General features: G+C 58.9%; 24 protein-coding genes and 1 other annotated feature. Of the genes, 9 read left to right on the forward strand and 15 right to left on the reverse strand.

Features of this window, described 5'->3' with window-relative positions; all coding sequences use genetic code 11:
• Window positions 1-27: 27 nt before the first annotated feature.
• The 8 genes from ACF8MC_RS08430 to ACF8MC_RS08465 form a co-directional block, all read right to left on the reverse strand.
• A complete protein-coding gene (locus ACF8MC_RS08430; protein ID WP_047568979.1) occupies window positions 28-1161 on the reverse strand; it encodes a sugar diacid recognition domain-containing protein in 1134 nt (377 codons plus the stop codon).
• Window positions 1162-1326: 165 nt separating this feature from the next.
• Complete coding sequence (adk, locus tag ACF8MC_RS08435) at window positions 1327-1971, reverse strand: adenylate kinase (RefSeq protein WP_004940261.1); 645 nt, start codon at window positions 1969-1971, stop codon at window positions 1327-1329.
• Window positions 1972-2173: 202 nt separating this feature from the next.
• On the reverse strand, window positions 2174-4039 hold the full coding sequence (gene htpG, locus ACF8MC_RS08440) for a molecular chaperone HtpG (protein ID WP_033637352.1): 1866 nt from the start codon (window positions 4037-4039) through the stop codon (window positions 2174-2176).
• A 144-nt stretch (window positions 4040-4183) separates the two neighbouring features.
• Window positions 4184-4789 (reverse strand): recombination mediator RecR, encoded by a 606-nt coding sequence (gene recR, locus ACF8MC_RS08445; protein ID WP_004940263.1) that lies wholly within the window; start codon window positions 4787-4789, stop codon window positions 4184-4186.
• Window positions 4789-5118 (reverse strand): YbaB/EbfC family nucleoid-associated protein, encoded by a 330-nt coding sequence (locus ACF8MC_RS08450; protein ID WP_004940264.1) that lies wholly within the window; start codon window positions 5116-5118, stop codon window positions 4789-4791. The genes recR and ACF8MC_RS08450 overlap by 1 nt, the downstream gene beginning before the upstream one ends.
• Before the next feature lie 41 nt (window positions 5119-5159).
• Complete coding sequence (gene dnaX / locus ACF8MC_RS08455) at window positions 5160-7118, reverse strand: DNA polymerase III subunit gamma/tau (protein WP_164105040.1); 1959 nt, start codon at window positions 7116-7118, stop codon at window positions 5160-5162.
• Window positions 5763-5827: a sequence feature (DnaX frameshifting element), on the reverse strand. Its footprint overlaps the gene before it by 65 nt.
• Window positions 7119-7210: 92 nt before the next feature.
• Window positions 7211-7762 carry an adenine phosphoribosyltransferase gene (gene apt / locus ACF8MC_RS08460; protein ID WP_015376864.1) on the reverse strand — a complete coding sequence of 184 codons (552 nt, stop codon included), beginning with the start codon at window positions 7760-7762 and terminating at the stop codon, window positions 7211-7213.
• A gap of 278 nt (window positions 7763-8040) precedes the next feature.
• Window positions 8041-8421 (reverse strand): DUF454 family protein, encoded by a 381-nt coding sequence (locus ACF8MC_RS08465; RefSeq protein WP_004940275.1) that lies wholly within the window; start codon window positions 8419-8421, stop codon window positions 8041-8043.
• Between the two features lie 134 nt (window positions 8422-8555).
• Between ACF8MC_RS08465 and priC the strand changes: the two genes are divergently transcribed.
• Both priC and rsmS read left to right on the forward strand, forming a co-directional pair.
• Window positions 8556-9092, forward strand: a complete 537-nt coding sequence (priC, locus tag ACF8MC_RS08470; protein WP_033637350.1) for a primosomal replication protein PriC — start codon at window positions 8556-8558, stop codon at window positions 9090-9092.
• A gap of 103 nt (window positions 9093-9195) precedes the next feature.
• The gene (gene rsmS / locus ACF8MC_RS08475; RefSeq protein WP_016928837.1) at window positions 9196-9375 is read left to right on the forward strand and encodes a pleiotropic regulatory protein RsmS; all 180 of its coding nucleotides are present in this window, start codon (window positions 9196-9198) and stop codon (window positions 9373-9375) included.
• Between the two features lie 282 nt (window positions 9376-9657).
• On the opposite strand, the gene ACF8MC_RS08480 is transcribed toward rsmS, so the two are convergent.
• Together ACF8MC_RS08480 and acrR are read right to left on the reverse strand one after the other, a co-directional pair.
• Entirely contained in the window at window positions 9658-10011 is a 354-nt protein-coding gene (locus ACF8MC_RS08480; RefSeq protein ID WP_033647269.1) for a DsrE/DsrF/TusD sulfur relay family protein, read from the reverse strand.
• 11 nt (window positions 10012-10022) lie between these two features.
• A complete protein-coding gene (acrR, locus tag ACF8MC_RS08485; protein WP_033653243.1) occupies window positions 10023-10697 on the reverse strand; it encodes a multidrug efflux transporter transcriptional repressor AcrR in 675 nt (224 codons plus the stop codon).
• Window positions 10698-10839: 142 nt separating this feature from the next.
• Here acrR and sdeX point away from each other — a divergent pair, with 142 nt between their 5' ends.
• The 4 genes from sdeX to ykgO all read left to right on the forward strand — a co-directional run bounded on the left by sdeX (window position 10840) and on the right by ykgO (window position 15785).
• Window positions 10840-12027 (forward strand): multidrug efflux RND transporter periplasmic adaptor subunit SdeX, encoded by a 1188-nt coding sequence (gene sdeX, locus ACF8MC_RS08490; protein WP_033637347.1) that lies wholly within the window; start codon window positions 10840-10842, stop codon window positions 12025-12027.
• 17 nt (window positions 12028-12044) lie between these two features.
• Window positions 12045-15191: a multidrug efflux RND transporter permease subunit SdeY gene (gene sdeY / locus ACF8MC_RS08495; protein ID WP_033637346.1), complete on the forward strand. Its 3147-nt coding sequence runs from the start codon at window positions 12045-12047 to the stop codon at window positions 15189-15191.
• Window positions 15192-15377: 186 nt separating this feature from the next.
• Window positions 15378-15632, forward strand: a complete 255-nt coding sequence (locus ACF8MC_RS08500) for a type B 50S ribosomal protein L31 (RefSeq protein ID WP_004940303.1) — start codon at window positions 15378-15380, stop codon at window positions 15630-15632.
• Between the two features lie 12 nt (window positions 15633-15644).
• A complete protein-coding gene (ykgO, locus tag ACF8MC_RS08505) occupies window positions 15645-15785 on the forward strand; it encodes a type B 50S ribosomal protein L36 (RefSeq protein WP_004940304.1) in 141 nt (46 codons plus the stop codon).
• Window positions 15786-15891: 106 nt separating this feature from the next.
• Here ykgO and ACF8MC_RS08510 read toward each other — a convergent pair whose 3' ends face one another.
• From ACF8MC_RS08510 to ACF8MC_RS08520, 3 genes are read right to left on the reverse strand one after another with little or no spacing between them, the layout of a single operon-like run.
• A complete protein-coding gene (locus ACF8MC_RS08510; RefSeq protein WP_033653244.1) occupies window positions 15892-16770 on the reverse strand; it encodes a metal ABC transporter substrate-binding protein in 879 nt (292 codons plus the stop codon).
• A gap of 25 nt (window positions 16771-16795) precedes the next feature.
• On the reverse strand, window positions 16796-17653 hold the full coding sequence (locus tag ACF8MC_RS08515; RefSeq protein ID WP_033637343.1) for a metal ABC transporter permease: 858 nt from the start codon (window positions 17651-17653) through the stop codon (window positions 16796-16798).
• On the reverse strand, window positions 17650-18363 hold the full coding sequence (locus ACF8MC_RS08520; protein WP_033647273.1) for a metal ABC transporter ATP-binding protein: 714 nt from the start codon (window positions 18361-18363) through the stop codon (window positions 17650-17652). The genes ACF8MC_RS08515 and ACF8MC_RS08520 overlap by 4 nt, the downstream gene beginning before the upstream one ends.
• A 406-nt stretch (window positions 18364-18769) precedes the next feature.
• On the opposite strand from ACF8MC_RS08520, the gene ACF8MC_RS08525 reads away from it, so the two are divergent.
• The 3 genes from ACF8MC_RS08525 to ACF8MC_RS08535 all read left to right on the forward strand — a co-directional run bounded on the left by ACF8MC_RS08525 (window position 18770) and on the right by ACF8MC_RS08535 (window position 19903).
• On the forward strand, window positions 18770-19123 hold the full coding sequence (locus tag ACF8MC_RS08525; RefSeq protein ID WP_164105041.1) for a hypothetical protein: 354 nt from the start codon (window positions 18770-18772) through the stop codon (window positions 19121-19123).
• Between the two features lie 158 nt (window positions 19124-19281).
• Window positions 19282-19650, forward strand: a complete 369-nt coding sequence (gene tomB / locus ACF8MC_RS08530; RefSeq protein WP_004940312.1) for an Hha toxicity modulator TomB — start codon at window positions 19282-19284, stop codon at window positions 19648-19650.
• 49 nt (window positions 19651-19699) lie between these two features.
• Window positions 19700-19903 carry an HHA domain-containing protein gene (locus tag ACF8MC_RS08535; protein ID WP_004940313.1) on the forward strand — a complete coding sequence of 68 codons (204 nt, stop codon included), beginning with the start codon at window positions 19700-19702 and terminating at the stop codon, window positions 19901-19903.
• A gap of 296 nt (window positions 19904-20199) precedes the next feature.
• On the opposite strand, the gene ACF8MC_RS08540 is transcribed toward ACF8MC_RS08535, so the two are convergent.
• Together ACF8MC_RS08540 and gbpA are read right to left on the reverse strand one after the other, a co-directional pair.
• Window positions 20200-20718 carry a cytochrome b gene (locus tag ACF8MC_RS08540; RefSeq protein WP_043146740.1) on the reverse strand — a complete coding sequence of 173 codons (519 nt, stop codon included), beginning with the start codon at window positions 20716-20718 and terminating at the stop codon, window positions 20200-20202.
• A gap of 52 nt (window positions 20719-20770) precedes the next feature.
• Window positions 20771-22198: an N-acetylglucosamine-binding protein GbpA gene (gbpA, locus tag ACF8MC_RS08545; RefSeq protein WP_103829786.1), complete on the reverse strand. Its 1428-nt coding sequence runs from the start codon at window positions 22196-22198 to the stop codon at window positions 20771-20773.
• Window positions 22199-22382: the final 184 nt, after the last annotated feature.

The following is a 22382-nucleotide window of genomic DNA, read 5'->3' on the forward strand; positions in this document are numbered from 1 at the left end:
GGCGTGGAATTTGTGGGTTGGCACAACTCAGTCGTGCATCAGCATGCCGATATATAACCGCAGAGCGTCGGTTAATTGGTTGATTTTCATGCCAGTTATCGCTTCGATACGCTGCAGGCGATAGCGCAGGGTATTGACGTGGATATGCAGCTGTGCGGCGGTCTGCGTCTGATCACAATTCTGCGAAAAATAGTGGCGCAGCGTGCCGCGCAGCACGCCTTTTTCGTCCTGTTCGCCCAGCGTCCGCCAGGGGCGACCCAGCTCCTGCGCGCGCCAATCCTCCCCCAGATCGCACAACAGCGACGGCAGCGGGTAGTCGTGGTAGAACAGCGTGGCGTGACGCAGTTTCAGGCGCTGCGCCATCGCCTGAGTGGCGCGCGCCGTCAGGCTGGAACGGTAGGCGCTTTGCGGATCGTCATAAAAACCGCCGACGATCAAGCGCACCCGAAAGCGGTGTTTGAGTTGGTTTTGCACACGCTGGGCCTGTTGGCGCTCCAGCTTCAGGCTCCATTCGCCCTGCACCATGCAGGCCGGTCGCAGCAGGGTCATTTCATTGAAGCCGGTAATGGCGATCAACGCGTCGCGCTGGGTGGCCTCCAGCTCCGCCAGCAGCTCGCGCAGCAGGTGCGGCTGCGCCTCTTGCAGCTCGACGATCCACACGATGCGCGCCTGGCGCAGATCCAATCCCAAATACGCCGCCATCGCCGCCAGCGACGCGGTGTTCGGCTGGGGCTGCAGCAGCTGGTTCGCCAGCTCTTCCCGGTAGCGTTTTTCCCACTGGTGCTGATCCAGCAGCGCCGCCTGCTCCACCATCATCTCCGCCGCCATCTTCACCAGCTCGGCGTAGGCGCGCACCTCGGCCGGTTCGCCGGAGATGCCGATCACCCCCACCCGCTGGTTGCGAAAGCTGAACGGCAGGTTGATGCCGGGCCGCACGCCCTTCAGATGTTCGGCGGTGGCGCGGTCGATTTCCACCACCCGATTTTCCGCCAGCGCCAGCACGGCGCCTTCATGGCGCTGGAACAGGCGCTGCGGGTTGCCGGAGGCGATGATCACGCCGTTGCTGTCCATCACGTTGACGGAATGGCTGATGATGCCCATCGCCCGCTGGACGATCTGGCGCGCGGTGGCTTCCGCCAGAAGATTGGTTTGTCTGAGCATGCCCGCTCCCTGCTGAGGGTGAAAACGCAGGCTTGTTATACGCTATTTGGCGCGGGCGATTAACGGGCACGGCCGCAACAAGCCGCCGCGATCACAATTTGGCGGGAAAACGGCAAAAAAAAACGCCGGGCCACAGGCCCGGCGTCATGCACAACGTGCTTGCGATCAACCGAGGATGGTCGCCAGCTCTGCGCTCACTTCGGCCACCTTGCGGGTGCCGTCGATTTTGCGGTATTGGGTGTTGCCCGCCGCCGCTTCTTTGCTGTAGTAAGAGATCAGCGGCGCGGTCATCTGATGATATTCCACCAGGCGCTTGCGCACGGTCTCTTCCTGATCGTCCTTGCGCGTGGTCAGCTCTTCGCCGGTCACGTCGTCTTTACCTTCCACCTGCGGCGGGTTGAACTTCACGTGGTATACGCGGCCGGACGGCGCGTGCACGCGGCGGCCAACGATGCGGTCAACGATCAGCTCGTCCGGCACGTCGAACTCCAGCACGAAGTCCACGTTGATGCCGGCTTCTTTCATCGCGTCAGCCTGCGGAATGGTGCGTGGGAAACCGTCCAGCAGGAAGCCCTTGCGGCAATCTTCCTGAGCGATGCGCTCTTTGACCAGCGCGATCACCAGCTCATCGGTCACCAGCTTGCCGGCGTCCATGATCTCTTTCGCCTGCTTGCCCAGTTCACTGCCGGCCTTCACGGCTGCGCGCAACATATCACCGGTGGAGATTTGCGGAATGCCGTATTTCTCCATGATGAATTGAGCCTGAGTACCTTTACCAGCGCCCGGAGCGCCCAGCAGAATGATACGCATTGCGTAAATCCCCTTGCTATGTAGTTTTTATAAAATTGCGAAAACGCTCAACGATACCATTTCAGGGGGGGCAGGCTCAAGGCGCGCGAAGGAAATCGATTGCGGAATGTGCAAAAAAGCGGGCAAGCAAAAGGCGAGAAAAAGCGGGGAAAAATCGGCAATGCGCCCCTAACGGTGCCGTTAAGGGCGCATATTTTCAGTTTCAGGCGGACAGCAACTTGTTCATGCGACGGATGAACAGGTTCGGATCTTCCAGCGTGCCGCGTTCAGCCAGCAGCGCCTGATCCAATAACAGGTCGATCCATTCGGCGAAATGTTCGTTATCGCCCACATCGGATGCGCGTTTGACCAGAGCATGCTCCGGATTAAGCTCGAAAATGTACTTCACTTCCGGCGCCTGCTGGCCGGCGGCGGCGAACAGCTTGGCCATCTGGGTGCTCATTTCGTCGGCGTCGGTCACCACGATCGCCGGCGTATCGGTCAGGCGGTGCGTCAGGCGCACATCCTTCACCCGCTCGCCCAGCAGGGTTTTCACGCGTTCGATGAACGGCTCCAGCTGCTTCTCGGCGGCCTTCTGCTCTTCGGTTTCATCCGCCAGTTTATCCAGCGTTTCATCCGCTTTGCTAACCGACTGGAACGGCTTGCCGTCGAATTCGGTCAGATAGCTCATCATCCACTCGTCGATGCGATCGGACAGCAACAGCACTTCGATGCCTTTCTTGCGGAACAGCTCCAGGTGCGGGCTGCTCTTGGCGGCGGCGTAGCTGTCGGCGGTGATGTAGTAAATCTTCTCCTGCCCTTCCGCCATGCGGCCGACGTACTCTTCCAGCGACACGGTCTGCGCCGAGCTGTCGCCGTGGGTGGAGGCAAAGCGCAGCAGCTTGGCGATCGCTTCCTGGTTGCCGTGGTCTTCCGCCGGGCCCTCTTTCAGCACCAGACCGAACTGCTGCCAGAATTTCTGGTAGCCTTCGGCGTCATCTTTGGCCAGCTTATCCAGCATCTGCAGCACGCGCTTGGTCAACGCGCCGCGCAGGTTTTGCGTCACGCGGCTGTCTTGCAGGATCTCGCGCGACACGTTCAGCGGCAGATCGTTGGAGTCGATCAGGCCGCGCACGAAGCGCAGGTAGTTCGGCATGAACTGCTCGGCGTCGTCCATGATGAACACGCGCTGCACGTACAGCTTCAGACCATGCTTGTGATCGCGGTTCCACATGTCCCACGGCGCCTGCGCCGGGATATACAGCAGGCTGGTGTACTCCTGCTTGCCTTCTACCCGGTTGTGGCTCCAGCTCAGCGGATCGGTGAAGTCGTGGGCGATGTGCTTGTAGAATTCTTTGTACTCTTCGTCGGTCACGTCAGCCTTGCTGCGGGTCCACAGGGCCTGCGCCTTGTTGATCTTCTCCCAGGTGACGGTGTCGTCTTCTTCATTTTTGCTTTCGATCTCAACCGGCAAGGCGATGTGATCGGAATATTTGCCGATCACCGAGCGCAGGCGCCAGGCGTCGAGGTACTCATCTTCGCCTTCGCGCAGATGCAGGGTGATTTCGGTGCCGCGCGTCTCTTTGGTGATGTCGGCGATGGTGTAGTCGCCTTCGCCGGCAGACTCCCAGAACACGCCTTCGTCATCGGCGGCGCCGGCGGCGCGGGTGCGCACGGTCACTTTGTCCGCCACGATGAACGCCGAGTAGAAACCGACGCCGAACTGGCCGATCAGCTGGCTGTCTTTCGCCTGGTCGGAACCGATGGATTCCAGGAACGCTTTGGTGCCGGACTTGGCGATGGTGCCGAGGTTTTCGATCACTTCTTCGCGGCGCATGCCGATGCCGTTGTCGGCGATGGTCAGGGTGCGCTGCTCTTTATCGAAGGACAAGCGGACGCGCAGCTCGCCGTCGCCGGCGTACAGCTCTGGCGCGGACAGGGCGCGGAAACGCAGCTTGTCGGCGGCGTCAGAGGCGTTGGAAATCAGCTCGCGCAGGAAAATTTCTTTGTTGGAGTACAGCGAATGGATCATCAAATGAAGCAGCTGTTTTACTTCAGACTGGAACCCGCGGGTTTCTTGACCTTTCATACTCATTGATTACCTCAAAAGACAATGGCTACCAAAATCGAACAATGAGGATCAGATGAGGGTCAGGGTCTTGTTTTTCAAGCGGACGGCGGGAGATTTTTGGCAAAAAAATGACGGGGCCGAACGGCCCCATCCGGGAAAACATCAGAACTTGATGGCGTGACGCCCGGCCAGCGAATGCGACAGCGTAGTGCCGTCGACCATCTCCAGCTCGCCGCCCACCGGCACGCCGTGGGCGATGCGGCTGGCGAGCACGCCATACTGGCCGCACATCTCGGCGATGTAGTTGGCGGTCGCTTCCCCTTCCACCGTCGGGTTGGTGGCGAGGATCACTTCGGTGATGCTCTCCTTTTCCAGCCGTTGCTCCAGGCGATCCAGACCGATATCGCCCGGCCCGATGCCGTCCAGCGGCGACAGATGCCCCATTAGCACAAAGTAGCGCCCGGCGAACTGGCCGGTCTGCTCGATGGCATGGATATCCGCCGGGCTTTCCACCACGCAAATCTGGCCGTTTTGCTGACGGCGCGGATTGGCGCAGATGGTGCAGACGTCCTGCTCGGTGAAGGTGCGGCAGTCGGCGCAGTGGCCGATTTCCGACATCGCGCGCGTCAACGCCTGCGCCAGGCGCATGCCGCCGCTGCGATCGCGCTGCAGCAGCTGAAACGCCATGCGCTGCGCCGATTTCGGGCCGACGCCCGGCAGGCAGCGCAGCGCCTCCATCAGGGATTCAAGGAGCGGGCTGGTTTGCATCAGAACGGCATCTTGAAGCCAGGCGGCAACTGCATGCCGCTGGAGACGGAGGCCATCTTCTCTTTCTGGGTCTCTTCGATGCGGCGCGCGGCGTCGTTGAACGCGGCGGCGATCAGATCTTCCAGCATCTCTTTGTCGTCTTCCATCAGGCTAGGATCGATCTCCACGCGGCGGCAGTTGTGCGCGCCGTTGATGGTGACCTTCACCAGGCCCGCGCCAGACTCGCCGGTCACTTCCAATTTGGCGACTTCTTCCTGCATCTGCTGCATTTTTTCTTGCATTTGCTGGGCTTGCTTCATCAGGTTGCCCAGACCGCCTTTACCAAACATAGTCGTCTCTCGTCGCTAGGGCCGCGCACCTCGCGCGGCGTTTAAAGGGGGCGGATACTCTCTTCATCCAGATCCGCGTCGAAGAACCGGCACAGCGTCTGAATATGGGTATCCGCAACGATGGACTGGCGCGCCTGCGCCAGCTTTTCTTCATAGATGGCTTGTCGCCATTCCAGCGGGGTGCGCTCCGCCGGATTATCGTCCTCTATCACGGTCAGCTCGATCGGGCTGCCGTACAGCTCGCCGAGCGCTTCGGCCAGCGTCTTCTGCGCCGAAGGCGAATTCAGATGACGCTGCGAAGACCGCAGATGGAGGCAAATCTTGCCCGCTTCCGGCTGCTGCTTGAAGGCGTTCAACGCCAGCTGCTGCACCAGTTTCGGGATCTTCAGCCTGTCGATTTCCGCCGCCCAGGCGTCGCGCTCCAGCGACTCCACCACCAGCTTGGCGGCCAGCTCCAGCGTTTTCTCGTGCTCCAACGCCGTGCGCAACGCTTTCGGCGTCGCCAGCGGTTCCGGCGCCGCTTCCGGCTCGGTCTGCGCGCGCCAGCGATAGGCTTCCGGCTTGGCCGGTTTTTCCGGCACCTTCTTCTCCGCCAGACGCTGCTGGCTACGCTCGGTCACGGAAGCCAAACGCCCCAGCGCCGAGTTTGCCGGCCGCGCTATTCCTGGCGCCGCCGGCTCATTCTTTTTTGGTGTGGATGCTCCCTGCTGCCGCTGCAGCTGGGACCGCGCTTTCAACAGCTGGGCGGTGGCATCCGGTAATGGGGTCGATGATTGCCGCGACGGCGCGGCCGGCTGCCCTAGCGGCGGCGGCGCGTCCTGAAACTGCGGCGGCTGTTGCGATGCGGCGGCCTGCGGCTGCGCCATCGGCGCCGGCGCGGTCTGCACCAACGCCACCGGCTCCGGGATCACCGCTTTCGGGTGAAACGCCAGCGCGCGCAGCAGGGTCATCTCAACCCCCATGCGGCGATCCGGCGCATAGGCCAGCTCTTTGCGGCCGACCAACAGCGTCTGGTAGTAAAGTTGCACATCGGCCGGCGGCAGGGTGCGCGCCAGCTCGCGCAGCCGTTGTTCCACGGCGGCGTACTGATTGTCGAGCATCGAAGGCAGCAGCTGCACCATCGCAATGCGGTGCAGCAGCGCCAGCGTCTCCACCAGCAGGTTTTCCCAGTCCACGCCGCGCGAAGCGGCCTGTGCGACCTGCGCCATCACCTTTTCGCCGTCGGCGCTGACCAGCGCTTCGAGGATCGCCAGCGGCTGTTCGTCATCGAGCGTGCCGAGCATCTGGCTGACGGTGGCGGCGGTCACCTGCCCCTGCCCCATGGCGATCGCCTGATCGGTCAGGCTCAGCGCATCGCGCATGCTGCCGTCGGCGGCGCGCGCCAGCAGCTGCAGCGCGCGGGCGTCGCTGGTGATCTGCTCCGCCGTCAGCACCGTTTCCAGCTGCTGGCGGATCTGATCGACGTCCAGCGCCTTGAGGTGGAATTGCAGACAGCGCGAGAGAATGGTCACCGGCAGCTTTTGCGGATCGGTGGTGGCCAACAGGAATTTGACGTGCGGCGGCGGCTCTTCCAGCGTCTTGAGCAACGCGTTGAAGCTGTGGCGCGAGAGCATGTGCACTTCATCGATCAGGTAGACCTTGAAGCGGCCGCGCGCCGGCGCGTACTGAACGTTGTCCAGCAGATCGCGGGTATCTTCCACCTTGGTTCGGGAAGCGGCGTCGATCTCGATCAGATCGACGAAGCGCCCCTGCTCGATCTCGCGGCAGTTGTCGCATTGGCCGCACGGCGTGGCGGTGATGCCGGTTTCACAGTTCAGGCCTTTGGCCAGCAGGCGCGCGATGGTGGTTTTCCCCACGCCGCGCGTGCCCGAGAACAGATAGGCGTGATGGATCCGCCCCAGCGAGAGGCCGTTGGCCAGCGCGGTCAGGACATGTTCCTGGCCGACCACGTCTGCGAACGTTTGAGGGCGCCACTTACGGGCGAGAACCTGATAGCTCATTAATACCGGAGAAGTCGAGGAATCTGGAGGGTCATGCTAACACAGCCCCGCGGCGATCCGCGAGGCCGTTGTGCCCAAGGGGCGATGCCGCATCAATGGCCGGCGAAGTCCACCAGGCAGTAGCAGTCGATGCCCAGCTTGTTCAGACGCGCTTCCCCGCCCAGATCCGGCAGGTTGATGATGAATGCGGCGTCGTTCACTTCACCGCCCAGGCGGCGGATCAGTTTGGTGGTCGCTTCGATGGTGCCGCCGGTCGCCAGCAGATCGTCCACCACCAGCACTTTGTCACCCGCGGTGATGGCGTCGGTGTGGATCTCCAGCTTGTCGGTGCCGTACTCCAGCTCATAGCTTTCGCTGAGCGTGGCGCGCGGCAGTTTGCCCGGTTTGCGCACCGGCACGAAACCGACGCCCAACGCCAGCGCGACGGGCGCGCCGAACAGGAAACCACGCGCTTCGGTACCCACCACCTTGGTCACGCCCGCTTCGCGATAGCGCTCAACCAACAGCTCGATGCTGGCGGCGTAGGCCAACGGGTTTTCCAGCAGGCTGGTCACGTCGCGGAACAGGATGCCCGGCTTCGGATAATCCGGGATGGTTTTGATACTGTCTTTAATAAACTGAAGCTGCTGCGCAGTAGCGGTCATAATTGTTGCCTGATAAAACTGCCTGAAAACCGGCGCGCCGCTCACCCGCCGCCACCGGGTGAAACACACCGGAGATGAAATGGCAGGCGATCCGCGCACGAAAACGCCCAAATCTATGCAAACTGGCGGACAAATGCAACTCTCCCCTGCATCTTTCAACCCGCAGCGTTGTTGACTGCACGCATTCCCCCCGGTCACTTACCTAAGTAAGCTCCCGGGGATGCCTGCGTTTGTCGTCTAGCTGCGGCTTGAAAGCTATTGGGGAGTTTAAGGGACAATCAGCGCTGTTTTTGTTGCGGCAGGTCAATAACCGGCAGGCGCAGCATAAAGGTCAGCAAAATGGCCAGCATCAGCAGCAACAGCCCGCGCACCCACCAGATTTTCACCAGCCACAGCGAACAGGCGAAGGTGAGCACGATCACCAGCACCGCCTTCCACTTCGCTCCCGGCGGCAGCGCGCGATGCTGTTGCCAGTGGCGCAGGTAGGGGCCGAACCAGGAGCGGTGCAGCAGCCAGTGATGAAAGCGCGGCGAAGAGCGGGCGAAACACCAGGCGGCCAACAGCAGAAACGGCGTGGTCGGCAACAGCGGCAGCACCACGCCCAACGTCGCCAGCACCACCGCCAGCCAGCCCAAAATGATCAATAACCCACGCGTCATGCGGCTCTTCGCTCCTCAATCGGTTGCCGCCTACTGTAGCATCGGCGCCGCGCCGGCGGAATATGCGTGCGGCGCTTGTTTCACGGCAGGATCGCGGGCAAGCTTACGCCTGTTGAAATCAAGAGGGAGCTTATGTGAGCACTCAGCGTCTATTACAGGTGTTGGCACAGCAGATTGCGGCGCTGGCGGCCGAAGTGACCCCGCGCGGCGACGCCCCGATCCCGCAGGCGCGCTTCGACGCCGCCCTGTTCGCCAACCGCGGCACGCGGCTGCGCGACTACCTGGCCGAGGTGGAGAAGAATTTCGCCCAGTTGCAAAGCGCCGCCAACGACAGCCGCACCAGCCAGGTGGCCTTTCTGGCCGAAAAACTGGTGGCTCAGATCGCCGCCCTGCAGCGCGAGCTGGCCACCCAGGCGCTGCGGCGCAAGAACCAGCCGAAAGAAGCCCCTGAGGCCGATCTGTACCACAAGCTGGCCGAGCATCAGGACTACGAACGCCGGCTGATCGCCATGATTCAGGATCGGGAAAGCCTGCTTGGCCGCCAGACCACGCTGGCGGCGCAGCAAAAGCTGCAGCACGAGCTGGCGGCGCTGGAGGGGCGCCTGATGCGCTGCCGCCAGGCGCTGGCGCGCATCGAGCGCAATATCGAGCGCAAAGAAAACGGTTTTTGAAGATTTATCACAATATTTTAATGATTATTCCCGGTTGCGCGCCGGGTTCACTATACTCTGCCGGTACGCGAGTTATTCATTCCATTAATTAAGCGCAGGTGCTATGTCTCTGGAAAACGCCTCACCCGAACTGCAGCTGGCGGTAGACTTGATTTACCTGCTGGAATGCAACGAGATCGATCCGGCCACCGCGCTGGCGGCGCTGGATATCGTCAAACGGGATTATCAGGAAAAACTGCAGCGCGCCGGCGTCACCTCTCCCTATCTGCCTGCCGGACAGTAATCAGGGACAGCGCCGCTGTCCCTTTCGTCTTTCAACGCTCATCAGCCCGCCGTCTGGCCGCCTTCGTCCGGCGAGCTGAGCGCGCAAATAAACAAGGAAAAAAAGCGTATCGCGGCGGCGATGCGCCGACAAACGTGAGCGGCGCCAGAGAAGGCAGAATCAATCAGCGCTGCATGATTTAGCTTCGGATCGGTTAAGAAGCCTGAAGAGTGTCACGGCTGCCGGCGGGCAACGAACAACGAACAACAAAAGCGTTGCAGCTGATGGCCCGTTGCAGCGGAATCAGAAAGTCAGCACTTTTTCCGCCGCCAGCGTCCACTGCGCCAGCTCGACCAACGTACCGATCGCCACGCCGTCCGCCAGCGGCAAGCGGCTGACGCCGCGCGCGTCGGCACAGGTCTTGCACAGCTTGACCGGCACCTGCTGCGCGGTGAGGATCTCCAGCATCTGCTGCAGGTGGTATCCCTCGTGCGGCTGCTGCCCGGCCAGCCCGGCCACCACCGCATCGGACATCAGAAACAGCCGCAGGTCGAGACTGCTCTGCTGCTCTTTCATGGCGATGGCCAGCCGCAGCGCATTGAACAAGGATTCATGGCCATAGGCGGCGCCATTGGCGATGAGAACGATGGATGACATGAAATCTCTCCTTATAAAGGAAGGCGGTCGGCGTCAGGCGTCGCCGCGTCGGGTTTGAGGCGCAAGGTGGGGCAAAACTGCAGCATTTCCAAAAACGCGTCCACCAGCGCTTCGGCTTCGGCCCGCAGATCGAAACTTTCCGGCATAAACAGCCAGTTTTCCATCAGGCCGGTGATATAACCGCGCAGGATGATCGCCGCGCGGCGGGTATGTAAATCGGCGGGTAATTGCCCGTGGTGAATGCAGTTATACAGCACCGCTTCGATGCGTTCGTAGCCGGCGAGATACAGCACCTTGCGCGAATCCAGCAGCGGCATCATTTCACCGACAAACTCGCATTTGTGGAATATAATTTCCATCAACGCCCGCCTACGGCCGTCTTCAACCGTAGACGTCAGAATGTAAATCAGAATTTCTCGGATAACCCGCAGTGGATTATCGGGAAACTTTGCCTGATACTCTGTTTCGAGCTGGTCAATTTTCGGCTCGGTAGATTCCCAAACTTCATTAAACAGGTCTACCTTATTCTTGAAGTGCCAGTAAATGGCTCCACGCGTAACCCCGGCAGCGGTGGCAATATCTGTCAGTGACGTTGCAGCAACGCCACGTTCAGAGAACTCTCTCACCGCAGCATCAAGGATTTGCTGTCGGGTTTCTTGCGCCTGCTGTTTGGTTTTTCGTGCCATGGCATTGTTATTTAGGGGGAGTGTGATTTACATACATTCGCGAATGTATGTACCATAGCACGCACATATAATTAACGCAGCAATGGGTTTTAAAGCTTGTGATCCATTGATCATTTTGAAATCGGACACTTGAGGTTTTTCTATGAACAAAAACAGAGGGTTAACGCCTCTGGCGGCCGTTCTGATGCTTTCAGGCAGCTTAGTGCTAACAGGATGTAACGATAAAGAAACCCAACAGCAAGGCGCCCAACAACAGGCGCCTGAAGTGGGCGTAGTCACCTTGAAGGCCGAGCCTCTCAACATCACTACCGATCTTCCTGGCCGCACCGCTGCGTATCGTATCGCCGAAGTTCGCCCTCAGGTCAGCGGCATCATCCTGAAGCGCAACTTCGTTGAAGGCAGCGATATCAAGGCCGGGACGTCTCTGTACCAAATCGATCCCGCCACCTATCAAGCCAGCTACGACAGCGCGAAAGGCGATTTGGCCAAAGCACAGGCCAGCGCTTCCATCGCACGCGTGACGGTAAACCGCTACAAGCCATTGCTGGGTACCAGCTACATCAGCAAGCAGGACTACGACAACGCCGTCTCCACCCTGCAGCAGGCGGATGCCGCCGTGGTGGCCGCCAAGGCCGCCGTGGAAACCGCGCGCATCAACCTGGCGTACACCAAGGTGACCTCCCCGATCTCCGGCCGCATCGGCAAGTCCGCCGTGACCGAAGGCGCGCTGGTCAGCAACGGCCAGGCGACCGCCCTGTCCACCGTGCAGCAGCTGGATCCGATGTATGTCGACGTCACCCAGTCGAGCACCGACTTCCTGCGCCTGAAGCAAGAGTTGGCCAGCGGCGCGCTGAAGCAGGAAAACGGCAAGGCTAAAGTGAAACTGCTGTTGGAAAACGGCACCGAATACGCGCAGGAAGGCACGCTGGAATTCTCCGACGTCACCGTCGACGAGACCACCGGCTCCATCACCATTCGCGCCCTGTTCCCTAACCCGAACGATACGCTGCTGCCGGGCATGTTCGTGCGCGCCCGTCTGGACGAAGGCGTGCGCAGCGATGCGCTGCTGGTGCCTCAGCAAGGCGTCACCCGCAACCCGCGCGGCGAAGCGACGGCGTTGGTGGTAGGGGCAGACGACAAAGTTGAGCTGCGCACGCTGAAGGCGGATCAGGCGATTGGCGACAAATGGCTGGTTACCGATGGCCTGAAAGCCGGCGATCGCGTGATCGTCTCCGGCCTGATGAAAGTGCATCCGGGCGCGCAGGTAAAAGTGCAGGAAGTTGACACTCAGGCGCAAAAACAGCCGCAGTCTGAAGCGCAGAAGTCATAAAAAGGAGCCTGTAATACATGGCTAAGTTCTTTATAGACCGCCCAATTTTCGCCTGGGTAATCGCCATCATCGTCATGTTGGCGGGGGTGCTTGCAATAATGAAACTGCCGATCGCGCAGTATCCCACTATTGCACCGCCGGCGGTGAGTATTTCCGCCAACTACCCGGGCGCAGATGCCAAAACGGTGCAGGATACCGTCACGCAGATTATCGAACAGAACATGAACGGTATCGATAACCTGATGTACATGTCCTCCACCAGTGATTCCTCTGGTAGCGTCACCATTACCCTGACGTTTGAATCCGGCACCGATCCTGACATCGCGCAGGTTCAGGTCCAGAACAAACTGTCGTTGGCCACCCCGTTGCTGCCGCAAGAAGTTCAGCAACAGGGCCTGAAAGTAGAAAAATCCAGCAGCAGCTTCCTGATGGTGGCCGGCTTCGTTTCCGACGATCCGAACATGACTCAGGACGATATTGCGGACTACGTGGCGTCCAACATCAAGGATCCGATCAGCCGTTCGTCCGGCGTGGGTGAAGTGCAGCTGTTCGGTGCCCAGTACGCGATGCGTATCTGGCTGGATCCGAACAAGCTGAACAACTACCAGCTGACGACCACGGACGTGACCTCCGCCATCACCGAGCAGAACAACCAGATCGCCGCAGGCCAGCTGGGCGGCCTGCCGCCGGTGCCGGGGCAGCAGTTGAACGCCTCGATCATCGCGCAGACCCGTCTGACTTCGCCGGAAGAGTTCGGCAAGATCCTGCTGAAGGTGAATACCGACGGTTCCCAGGTACGCCTGCGCGACGTCGCTCACATCGAGCGCGGCGCGGAAAGCTATGCCGTTACCGCTCGCTATAACGGTAAGCCTGCCGCCGGTCTGGGTATCAAACTGGCAACCGGCGCCAACGCCTTGAACACCGCCAAAGGTGTGAAAGACGAGCTGGCCAAGATGACGCCATTCTTCCCGCAAGGGATGAAAGTGGTTTATCCGTACGACACCACCCCGTTCGTTAAGATCTCCATCAACGAAGTGGTGAAAACGCTGATCGAAGCCATCATCCTGGTATTCCTGGTGATGTATTTGTTCCTGCAGAACTTCCGCGCGACGCTGATCCCAACCATCGCGGTGCCGGTGGTGCTGCTGGGGACCTTTGCGATACTCGCGGCGTTCGGCTTCTCGATAAACACCCTGACGATGTTCGGCATGGTGTTGGCGATCGGCCTGCTGGTGGATGACGCCATCGTGGTGGTGGAAAACGTCGAGCGCGTCATGGCCGAAGAGGGGCTGCCGCCGAAAGAAGCTACCCGTAAATCGATGGGCCAGATTCAGGGCGCGCTGGTGGGTATCGCCATGGTGCTGTCGGCGGTATTCGTGCCGATGGCGTTCTTCGGCGGTTCAACCGGCGCCATCTATCGCCAGTTCTCGATCACCATCGTGTCCGCGATGGCGCTGTCGGTGCTGGTGGCCTTGATCCTGACGCCGGCGCTGTGCGCCACCATGCTCAAACCGATCCCGAAAGGCGATCACGGGGTTAAAACAGGCTTCTTCGGCTGGTTTAACCGCATGTTCGAGAAAAGCACGCATCACTATACCGACAGCGTGGGCAACATCCTGCGCAGCACCGGCCGCTATCTGATCATCTACCTGCTGATCGTGGTTGGCATGGGCCTGCTGTTCCTGCGCCTGCCTTCCTCGTTCCTGCCGGACGAAGATCAGGGCATCCTGTTGACCATGGTGCAGCTGCCTGCCGGCGCCACCGAGTCCCGCACCAACAAAGTGCTGGAAGAAGTCTCCGACTACTTCCTGAACAAGGAAAAGGACAACGTGGTTTCGGTGTTTACCGTCGCGGGCTTCGGCTTCAACGGTAACGGCCAGAACAACGGCCTGGCATTCGTCAGCCTGAAAGACTGGGGCGAGCGTCCAGGGAGCGAGAACAAGGTCGAAGCGATCGCGGGTCGCGCCATGGGCGCATTCTCGCAGATTAAAGAAGGCCTGGTATTCCCGTTCAACCTGCCGGCGATCATCGAACTCGGTACCGCAACCGGCTTCGACTTCGAGCTGATTGACCAGGGCGGCCTGGGGCACGAGAAATTGACCGAAGCGCGTAACCAGCTGTTGGGCATGGTTGCTCAACATCCGGACGTGCTGGTGGGCGTGCGCCCGAACGGCCTGGAAGATACGCCGCAGTTCAAACTGATCGTCGATCAGGAGAAAGCCAAGGCGCTGGGCGTCAGCATCACCACCATCAACAGCACGCTGAGCACCGCGCTGGGCGGCTCGTACGTCAACGACTTCATCGACCGCGGTCGTGTGAAGAAGGTATACGTACAGGCCGACGCGCCGTTCCGTATGCTGCCGGAAGACATCAACAAGTGGTACGTGCGCGGCACGAGCGGCCAGATGGTGCCATTCTCCGCCTTCTCTTCGGCGAAATGGGAATACGGCTCACCGCGCCTGGAACGCTATAACGGCTTGCCGTCGATGGAAATTCTGGGCCAGGCCGCACCGGGCAAGAGTACCGGTGAAGCGATGAACCTGATGGAACAGTTGGCGTCCAAACTGCCAAGCGGCATCGGTTACGACTGGACCGGCATGTCCTATCAGGAACGTCTGTCGGGCAACCAGGCGCCGGCGCTGTACGCCATCTCGATTCTGGTGGTGTTCCTGTGTCTGGCGGCGCTGTATGAAAGCTGGTCCGTGCCGTTCTCGGTCATGCTGGTATTGCCGCTGGGGGTTATCGGTGCGTTGCTGGCCGCGACGATGCGCGGCATGAACAACGACGTGTACTTCCAGGTGGGGCTGCTGACCACCATCGGTCTATCGGCGAAGAACGCCATCCTGATCGTGGAATTCGCCAAGGATCTGATGGAAAAAGAAGGCAAAGGCCTGATCGAAGCGACGTTGGAAGCGGTGCGTATGCGTCTGCGTCCAATCCTGATGACGTCTCTGGCCTTCATCCTCGGGGTTCTGCCGCTGGTTATCAGCAGCGGTGCGGGCTCCGGCGCACAGAACGCGGTAGGTACCGGCGTAATGGGCGGGATGATCACCGCCACCGTCTTGGCGATCTTCTTCGTACCGGTGTTCTTCGTGGTGGTTCGCCGCCGCTTCAGCAAGAAGAACGAGGACCTGGAACACAGCCATCCGGTAGAGCACCACTGATCGCTCAGTGATATGAGCTCCACCCGATAATCGAAAAGGCCGCGCATGCGGCCTTTTTCTTTTGCTTCAGTTGCTTAATGCAAACCGTTCTCATTAATTCACTCGTGGGCGCAATTTACGCTTGATCGCGACGCCGGGTCGGCGCATAATTATTGTTATAGTATAACATTACACGAGAGAGCCATTATGAAACCCGGCATCCATCCCGATTACCGCACCGTGGTCTTCCACGACGTCAGCGCCAACGCCTACTTTAAAGTGGGATCGACCATCAAAACCGATCGCACCATCGAGCTGGACGGCGAAAGCTGGCCGTATGTCACCCTCGACGTCTCTTCCGCTTCGCATCCGTACTACACCGGCAAGCAGAAAGACTATTCCAAAGAAGGCAGCACGGCGCGCTTCCAGCAGCGCTTTGGCCGCTTTATCGGCAATAAGTAACAAGGAAATCCCATGCAGGTATTGAGTTCATTGCGTTCGGCGAAAAATCGCCACCCGGATTGCAAAGTCGTGCGTCGTCGTGGCCGCATCTATGTGATCTGTAAAAGCAATCCGCGATTCAAAGCGGTACAGGGACGTAAGAAAAAGCGTTAACTCCCCAGTGTCATCTGTCGCAAAGCCCCGTTGCTGCTCAACGGGGCTTTTTTTATGGCGAGAAAGTGCCTGCAAGCTGTCCCCCGCCGGCAGGCGGGGGCAGAGGTTACTTCATGCTGCTCAGCAGCGCGTCGACATTGTGTTTGAACGCCTGTTCATAGGTGGCCGCCGGGCCGCCCGCACGGGAGAGCGCTTCAGGGTACAGCTCGCCGCCCGCCTTGGCGCCGGTGGCGGCGGCAATCTGTTTCACCAACCGCGGATCGGTCTGATTCTCGATAAAGTAAGCGTTGACCTTTTCCTGTTTGATCTGCTTGATCAGGCCGGCCACGTCGCTGGCACTGGCTTCGGCCTCGGTGGAAAATCCGACCGGGGCAAGGAAAGTGACGCCATACTCTTGCCCAAAGTAACCAAAAGCATCATGGCTGGTCAGCACTTTACGTTTCTGTGGCGGCACTGCGGCGAACTGGGTTTTGGCCCACAGGTCCAGCTTTTGCAGTTGCTGAATGTATTCGGCCCCGCGCTGGCGAAAATAGTTGGCATCCTCGGGATCGGCGGCAATCAGGGCGTTCATCACGTTGGTGGCGTACTGCACGCCGTTTTTCATGCTGTTCCAGGCGTGAGGATCGGTAATCGCTTTGCCGTCCTCCTCCATCTGGCGGGTGCTGATGCCCTGTGAAGCGGTGATCACCTGCCCTTTATAACCCGAAGCGCTGACCAGGCGATCGATCCACCCTTCCAGCCCCAGTCCGCTGACGAATACCACATCAGCCTGAGCCAACTTTTTGCCGTCCTGCGGCGAAGGCTCGAAACTGTGCGGATCGCCATCCGGCCCCACCAGCGTGCTGACCTTGACGTGATCGCCCCCCACCTGTTTGACGATATCGCCCAGAATGGAAAAGCTGGCGACGGCGTCGACGGTCTTCGCCATCGCCAATGGGCTGGCCAGCAGCGCAGCGACCGCCAGCGATATAGGTAAACGTTTCATACTTTCTCCTTGCAAATGGCACTTCTCAACGGCGCGCGAAGGCGTAAATGCCTCCGCGCGTTCCAAACAGGATCGAGACGAAAAAGATGACGCTGGCGCTGAGCACGATCGCCGGGCCGGCGGGCAGCGAAGCGTAATAGGACCACACCAACCCAATCAGGCTGGAAAGCGCGCCGATGCCCATCGCCGTCGCCAGCGTCTGCGGCAGATTGCGCGCCCAGAAGCGCGCGCTGGCGGCGGGCAGCATCATCAGCCCCACCGACATCAGAGTGCCGAGGATCTGGAATCCCGCCACCAGATTGACCACCACCAGCGCCAGAAACAGGCCGTGGATCAGCGCCAACCGGCGCGGCGCGTTGACGCGCAGGAACGTGACGTCGAAGGACTCGATCACCAATGCACGGTACAGCGCCGCCAGCGCCAGCAGCGAAACCGAGGCGATCGCTCCGACCATCAGCATCGCCTGCGCATCCACCGCCAGGATCGAACCGAACAGCACGTGCAGCAGATCCACGCTGGAACCGCGCAGCGAGACCAGCGTGACCCCCAGCGCCAGTGAGCCCAGATAGAACCCGGCGAAGCTGGCATCCTCTTTCAGCGGCGTGCGGCGGCTCACCAGGCCGGACAGCATCGCCACCGCCAGCCCGGCGATAAAGCCGCCCACCCCCATCGCCACCAGCGACATGCCGGAGATCAGATAGCCGATCGCCGCGCCCGGCAACACTGCGTGGGACAAGGCATCCCCCACCAGGCTCATGCGGCGCAGTAGCAAAAACACGCCCAGCGGGGCGGCGCTGAGCGACAACGCCAGGCACGCCATGAGCGCGCGGCGCATAAAACCGAAAGAGAGGAAAGGATCGATAAGCCCATGCCACAGCATCATGGCGCCACCGCCCGCAGATCCGGCTGCCGTTCGGCGGCGTGATACCTCGGCACCTGTTCCAGTACCCGCTCGGCCGCGCCCCAGTGGCAAGCCTGCGGCGTCAGCAACAGCACCTGTGGAAAATGCTCGGCGACCATCGACATATCGTGCAACACGGCGATCACCGTTTTCCCCTGCCGATGCAGTTGCGCGATCGCCTGCAGCAGGATCTGCGTGGTGGCGCTGTCGATGCCGGTAAAAGGTTCATCCAGCAAAATCAGCGGCGCCGGTTGAACCAGCAGGCGCGCAAACAGCACCCGCTGCAGCTGGCCGCCGGACAGTTCGCCCACCGGGCTGCGCGCCAGCGCGCTCATGCCAACGTTCGCCAGCGCCTCATTGACCTGGCTTGCCGCACGCCTGTTCATACCGCCGAACATGCCGCTTTGCGGCCAACAGCCCATCGCCACCAGATCGCTTACCGCGATCGGGAATTGCCGATCCAGCTCGGCCTGCTGCGGTAGATAAGCCCTGCGCGGTGGCTTGCCGCCGCTAAAACTCAGACTGCCGCCCAGCGGCGGCAACAATCCGGCGAGCGTTTTCAGCAACGTCGATTTCCCGGCCCCGTTGACGCCCACCACCGCGGTTAACGAACCGGCGCTGAACTGCCCGCTCAGCGGCGGGAAAAGCGGCGTGACGCCATAGCCTATCGCCAGTTGGCGCAAGGAGATCATGGCAGCGATACCGCCCAGAAGATGCCGAGCCACAGCAGGGCCAGCAGCGCAACGGCCCCCGCACAGCGCGCGGCGGCGGAGGTGGTAAACAACGAATTCAGTGACGGCGCGGCGTCATGTTGTGAAGAGGGAGTCAATGTGGTGACCAAAATGATGGGTTAGTAGTTATAATATAACATCACACCCACTACCACATCTCAAGCTATGGCGCGACAATAATGCAACGGAACGTAACAGTCCTTCGCGCAGCGGCGCTTCCCCCGCAGCCTCCTTATCAAATTCAGGGATATTCCCATTCGGTTGAAATGTTGGCATAAGGTAAAGAACAGCGGTAAATCGAAAAATTTACCGGCGTGAGTGAAAAAGGAGTAAGATAAGCAGATAACATTGCTGTTGGCCGAGATTAATGCTTGTTACCCTTGCCTGTAACCTGGACGTCAACGCACTTTCTGTTAAAAAATTAAAGAAAGTGATTAATGACAATATAGCGGAGTTAGTGCCGGCGCTGACCAGCGGACTGAGTTTTTATTCTGAAAGCGCACGCTATGCCGAAGATTCATTAGAAATACTTGATATAGTACGACAAGGTGACGGCGATTATTCAATGAGTTATCGCTATAAGTGGGGCATTTTTAATGCCTGTCAGGATATCAACAGCGAAGATATCATCAACGACAGCGTACGGTTCCGAGTGACGGAGCGGGGTTTAATCTTCGACATCATTGATAACTCACGGCCATCAACTGCGGATGAATTGTAAGTTTACGTAATAACTGCAGGCCAAACGCGAAAAAATGATTTATATTCATTTTACGGGAAGTTTATTTAACCACCGTTAAGCTGCCTCCGTCCATGATGTAAATCAGCTTACTCACATAGTGTTATCACACCGCAATTAAGACTTACGGAGGGGATGATATGGATGAGTATTCGCCTAAGCGACACGACATTGCTCAGCTCAAATTCTTGTGCGAAAATTTGTATGATGAAGGTATCGCTACCCTGGGAGACAGTCACCATGGGTGGGTCAACGATCCGACGTCCTCCGTCAACCTGCAGCTTAATGAGTTGATCGAACATATCGCTTCGTTTGTGATGAGTTATAAAATTAAATACATGGACGAATCAGACCTGTCGGAGTTAGTCGAAGAATATCTCGACGATACCTATACGCTGTTCAGCAGCTACGGTATCAATGATTCCGACCTGCGCCGCTGGCAAAAAACCAAGGCGAGATTATTCAGAATGTTCTCAGGAGAGGACATCTGTACGACAATGAAAACTTAGGGGATAATTATTCCCGAGCTATTTTACGGTTATTAAACTAAAGGCCACCATGACTAAAACCGACTATCTGATGCGTTTACGTAAATGCACCACGATTGATACTCTCGAACGTGTTATTGAGAAAAATAAGTACGAGCTTTCCGATGATGAACTGGAGCTGTTTTACTCAGCGGCCGATCACCGTCTGGCTGAGCTCACCATGAACAAACTGTATGACAAAATCCCCACCTCCGTTTGGAAATATGTCAGATAATCATCCCCCAACGCGTTGAGCCGATGCTTTTATCGGCTTCAATGTTCAAACTGAATACGTATTTTTCCTATTGACAATGAAATGTTAATTACGTTCATTTTTATCGTTAATAATAAATAGAAACAATTCTCTGTTCCTGTCCGGGGTATTACGCCTTAACGCGATTAACGCGTGCTGTCTCTCGCACTCCCTGCTTATCGGCCACACGCGTCACGGTCATGCCGTCGCTCTTCCCTATTACCTTCGCGGCCACGCCGCCGCACTGCCTCGCCGGGCGGCGCGATCGCCCCGTAAAATCAGAGCATGCGGCGCAAAATCGCCTGCCCGGCGAAGCAGTGGTGTTTAATCACCGCCGCTATGTGCAGCACGATCATGGCCGACAGCGCGATGCACGAATAACGGTGCACGGCGAAAAAGAAGCGGTTAACGTCGAGATTTGCTATCGGGCGAGGGAAGTCGATCGCGCCGAAAACGGCAAAGCCGTGCTCCAGCATAAGGAATCCACTGAGCAGCACCACGAAAATCAGCAGGTAGAATATTTCGTGCAGCAAATGCACCAATCCCTTCTCGTGCCCTTGCAGCATATCGCCATAGGGCACCTTAGGCCGGAAAAAACGCCAGATAAAGCGCGCCGCCATCAGCGGTGTCAGCACCAAGGCCAGCGACATATTGGTCACGGAGAAAAAGGCGAAGATGCGTGCATCCGTCATAAAATGCAGTGAATAACCAACGATCATTACGTAGATCATCACGGCGGCAATGCCCCAATGCAGTAACCGACTGAAAAGATCGTAACGGGCAGGTTCGTGTGACATAAAACTCCTTTAAAAGCGGCCATCGCTGGCCGCTTGGCTATCCGATTTACGCTTACTTTTTCACGACCCAGGCATCCTGCCAGTTGGAACCCACGCCCGGCTCAAAGTGAGTCGCGCCGCTGTTCCACTGCATGCAGTAACCGCTGTAAGGGAAAGGTTTGCACTGATATACCTTGCCGTCTTTCGGTTGCAGCACCGTGGTGCCGGCAGTGTATTTACTCAGCGCGTTCGGGAAGACGAAGTTATAGTCGCCGTTGCCGCCACCGCCGGTGGATTCCGCTTCCAGGTTGAAGTTTTCGATATCTGGCTGAATGCTCTGCCCGTTGTCGTTGCTGGCGATCACTTTCAGCATGTGGTGGCCTTCGCTGACGTTGCTCAGCGCCATAGTCAGCGGCTGGCTGGCGTCTTCCAGCGTCGCTTTCACATAGCCTTTTTCCGTCTGGCCGTGGTCGTAAACGCGCGCTTCAACCGTCAGTTTGCCTTTGACCTCGGCATTGAAAGTCAGCTGAGCTTTGCCGTCCTTGATTTTGGTGCTGGACAGGTTGCCGATGCGGATCTCTTCGGTGATAGCCGGGGTTTCTTCCTCATAGGAAATCACCACGCTCTTCATCGTGCTGCCCTGCTTGGCGTAGACCGCGTTGTTGCCAAACACCGGATTGACGTTGCCTTTGCCGTCTTTCACCCCGGCACGCACCGCTTTCTGTTCGGCGTTGATCTTGCTGGCCAGCGCGTGACCCCAGCGGTTTTTGTCGGTCAGCGTCTCACTGTCGATCGCCAGTTCGGTTTTCATCGTCAGCACTTCACCGTCCGCATCGAAGAAGCGGGCGATCACCTTGTCGCCAACCTGCAGGTTTTTACCGGTGAGGGAACCTTGCAGCTGCTTGCGCCATTCCGACACGACGCCGTCGTCTTCGAAGTTAACGTCAACCACCTGATAGAAACTGTTTACCGTGTCATTGATTTCCCACACGCCGTAAATCACCTGATAGCCGGTTCTCTCCGGCACCACGCACTGGTGCACTTCGCGATCTTTTGGCGGCTTGGCATGGCCATCAATCTCGCAGAACGGCTCTTTTTCGAAGGCCTCGCGCGACAGCGGCTTGTTCACATCCCAGTCCTGTTTGGTGATGTAGTAACGCCAGTTATTGGTTTTGTGCTTGGCGGTGTGGTACCAGGTGAACGTCTGTGGCCCCGGCTTCATGGTGTTCAACGCCCAGACGTTGACGCCCTGGCGATCCAACGACTCGAAGCCGTTCACCCCGCCGCTGGCCAGCTGGCCGTCGAGCGGCGTCGCGCCGCCAGGGAAGCCGGAAACCTGCTCGACGCTCTGCGGTTCCCACTGCGCCCGGCCGCAGTCGGTGTTGCTGCCCAGCTTGCACTTGTAGGCGCGGCTCTCGGGCACTTCGATATAACCGTGCGACCAGGCGGCCGAAGAGGCCGCGAGCGTTGCCATCATCAGGGCGATTTTGGATAATTTCATTACGACTCCAGTTAAATTTATTGGATTCCAACTGAGTGAGAAGAAACTCAAAGAGATGCGGCGATACCGCGAGAGGAATAATAAGTAGAAGCCCTGAATGCCCGGCACTTAGAATGCATTAAAATAATAAAACCTAATATCGTCATGATATTAAATGGCATGACAAACGTTTAAAATAATCCGG

It is taken from the genome of Serratia sp. LACPHL-BACT-2024-00286 (genome assembly GCF_043109535.1).
GTDB classification, from domain to species: domain Bacteria; phylum Pseudomonadota; class Gammaproteobacteria; order Enterobacterales; family Enterobacteriaceae; genus Serratia; species Serratia sarumanii.

What these genes read in the sequence shown, in the direction of transcription:
- ACF8MC_RS08430 (WP_047568979.1), bottom strand. Translation starts at nt 1,161, where the DNA reads ATGCTCAGACAAACCAATCTTCTGGCGGAAGCCACCGCGCGCCAGATC.
- adk (WP_004940261.1), bottom strand. Translation starts at nt 1,971, where the DNA reads ATGCGTATCATTCTGCTGGGCGCTCCGGGCGCTGGTAAAGGTACTCAG.
- htpG (WP_033637352.1), bottom strand. Translation starts at nt 4,039, where the DNA reads ATGAAAGGTCAAGAAACCCGCGGGTTCCAGTCTGAAGTAAAACAGCTG.
- recR (WP_004940263.1), bottom strand. Translation starts at nt 4,789, where the DNA reads ATGCAAACCAGCCCGCTCCTTGAATCCCTGATGGAGGCGCTGCGCTGC.
- ACF8MC_RS08450 (WP_004940264.1), bottom strand. Translation starts at nt 5,118, where the DNA reads ATGTTTGGTAAAGGCGGTCTGGGCAACCTGATGAAGCAAGCCCAGCAA.
- dnaX (WP_164105040.1), bottom strand. Translation starts at nt 7,118, where the DNA reads ATGAGCTATCAGGTTCTCGCCCGTAAGTGGCGCCCTCAAACGTTCGCA.
- apt (WP_015376864.1), bottom strand. Translation starts at nt 7,762, where the DNA reads ATGACCGCTACTGCGCAGCAGCTTCAGTTTATTAAAGACAGTATCAAA.
- ACF8MC_RS08465 (WP_004940275.1), bottom strand. Translation starts at nt 8,421, where the DNA reads ATGACGCGTGGGTTATTGATCATTTTGGGCTGGCTGGCGGTGGTGCTG.
- rsmS (WP_016928837.1), top strand. Translation starts at nt 9,196, where the DNA reads ATGTCTCTGGAAAACGCCTCACCCGAACTGCAGCTGGCGGTAGACTTG.
- ACF8MC_RS08480 (WP_033647269.1), bottom strand. Translation starts at nt 10,011, where the DNA reads ATGTCATCCATCGTTCTCATCGCCAATGGCGCCGCCTATGGCCATGAA.
- acrR (WP_033653243.1), bottom strand. Translation starts at nt 10,697, where the DNA reads ATGGCACGAAAAACCAAACAGCAGGCGCAAGAAACCCGACAGCAAATC.
- sdeX (WP_033637347.1), top strand. Translation starts at nt 10,840, where the DNA reads ATGAACAAAAACAGAGGGTTAACGCCTCTGGCGGCCGTTCTGATGCTT.
- sdeY (WP_033637346.1), top strand. Translation starts at nt 12,045, where the DNA reads ATGGCTAAGTTCTTTATAGACCGCCCAATTTTCGCCTGGGTAATCGCC.
- ACF8MC_RS08500 (WP_004940303.1), top strand. Translation starts at nt 15,378, where the DNA reads ATGAAACCCGGCATCCATCCCGATTACCGCACCGTGGTCTTCCACGAC.
- ykgO (WP_004940304.1), top strand. Translation starts at nt 15,645, where the DNA reads ATGCAGGTATTGAGTTCATTGCGTTCGGCGAAAAATCGCCACCCGGAT.
- ACF8MC_RS08510 (WP_033653244.1), bottom strand. Translation starts at nt 16,770, where the DNA reads ATGAAACGTTTACCTATATCGCTGGCGGTCGCTGCGCTGCTGGCCAGC.
- ACF8MC_RS08515 (WP_033637343.1), bottom strand. Translation starts at nt 17,653, where the DNA reads ATGATGCTGTGGCATGGGCTTATCGATCCTTTCCTCTCTTTCGGTTTT.
- ACF8MC_RS08520 (WP_033647273.1), bottom strand. Translation starts at nt 18,363, where the DNA reads ATGATCTCCTTGCGCCAACTGGCGATAGGCTATGGCGTCACGCCGCTT.
- ACF8MC_RS08525 (WP_164105041.1), top strand. Translation starts at nt 18,770, where the DNA reads ATGCTTGTTACCCTTGCCTGTAACCTGGACGTCAACGCACTTTCTGTT.
- tomB (WP_004940312.1), top strand. Translation starts at nt 19,282, where the DNA reads ATGGATGAGTATTCGCCTAAGCGACACGACATTGCTCAGCTCAAATTC.
- ACF8MC_RS08535 (WP_004940313.1), top strand. Translation starts at nt 19,700, where the DNA reads ATGACTAAAACCGACTATCTGATGCGTTTACGTAAATGCACCACGATT.
- ACF8MC_RS08540 (WP_043146740.1), bottom strand. Translation starts at nt 20,718, where the DNA reads ATGTCACACGAACCTGCCCGTTACGATCTTTTCAGTCGGTTACTGCAT.
- gbpA (WP_103829786.1), bottom strand. Translation starts at nt 22,198, where the DNA reads ATGAAATTATCCAAAATCGCCCTGATGATGGCAACGCTCGCGGCCTCT.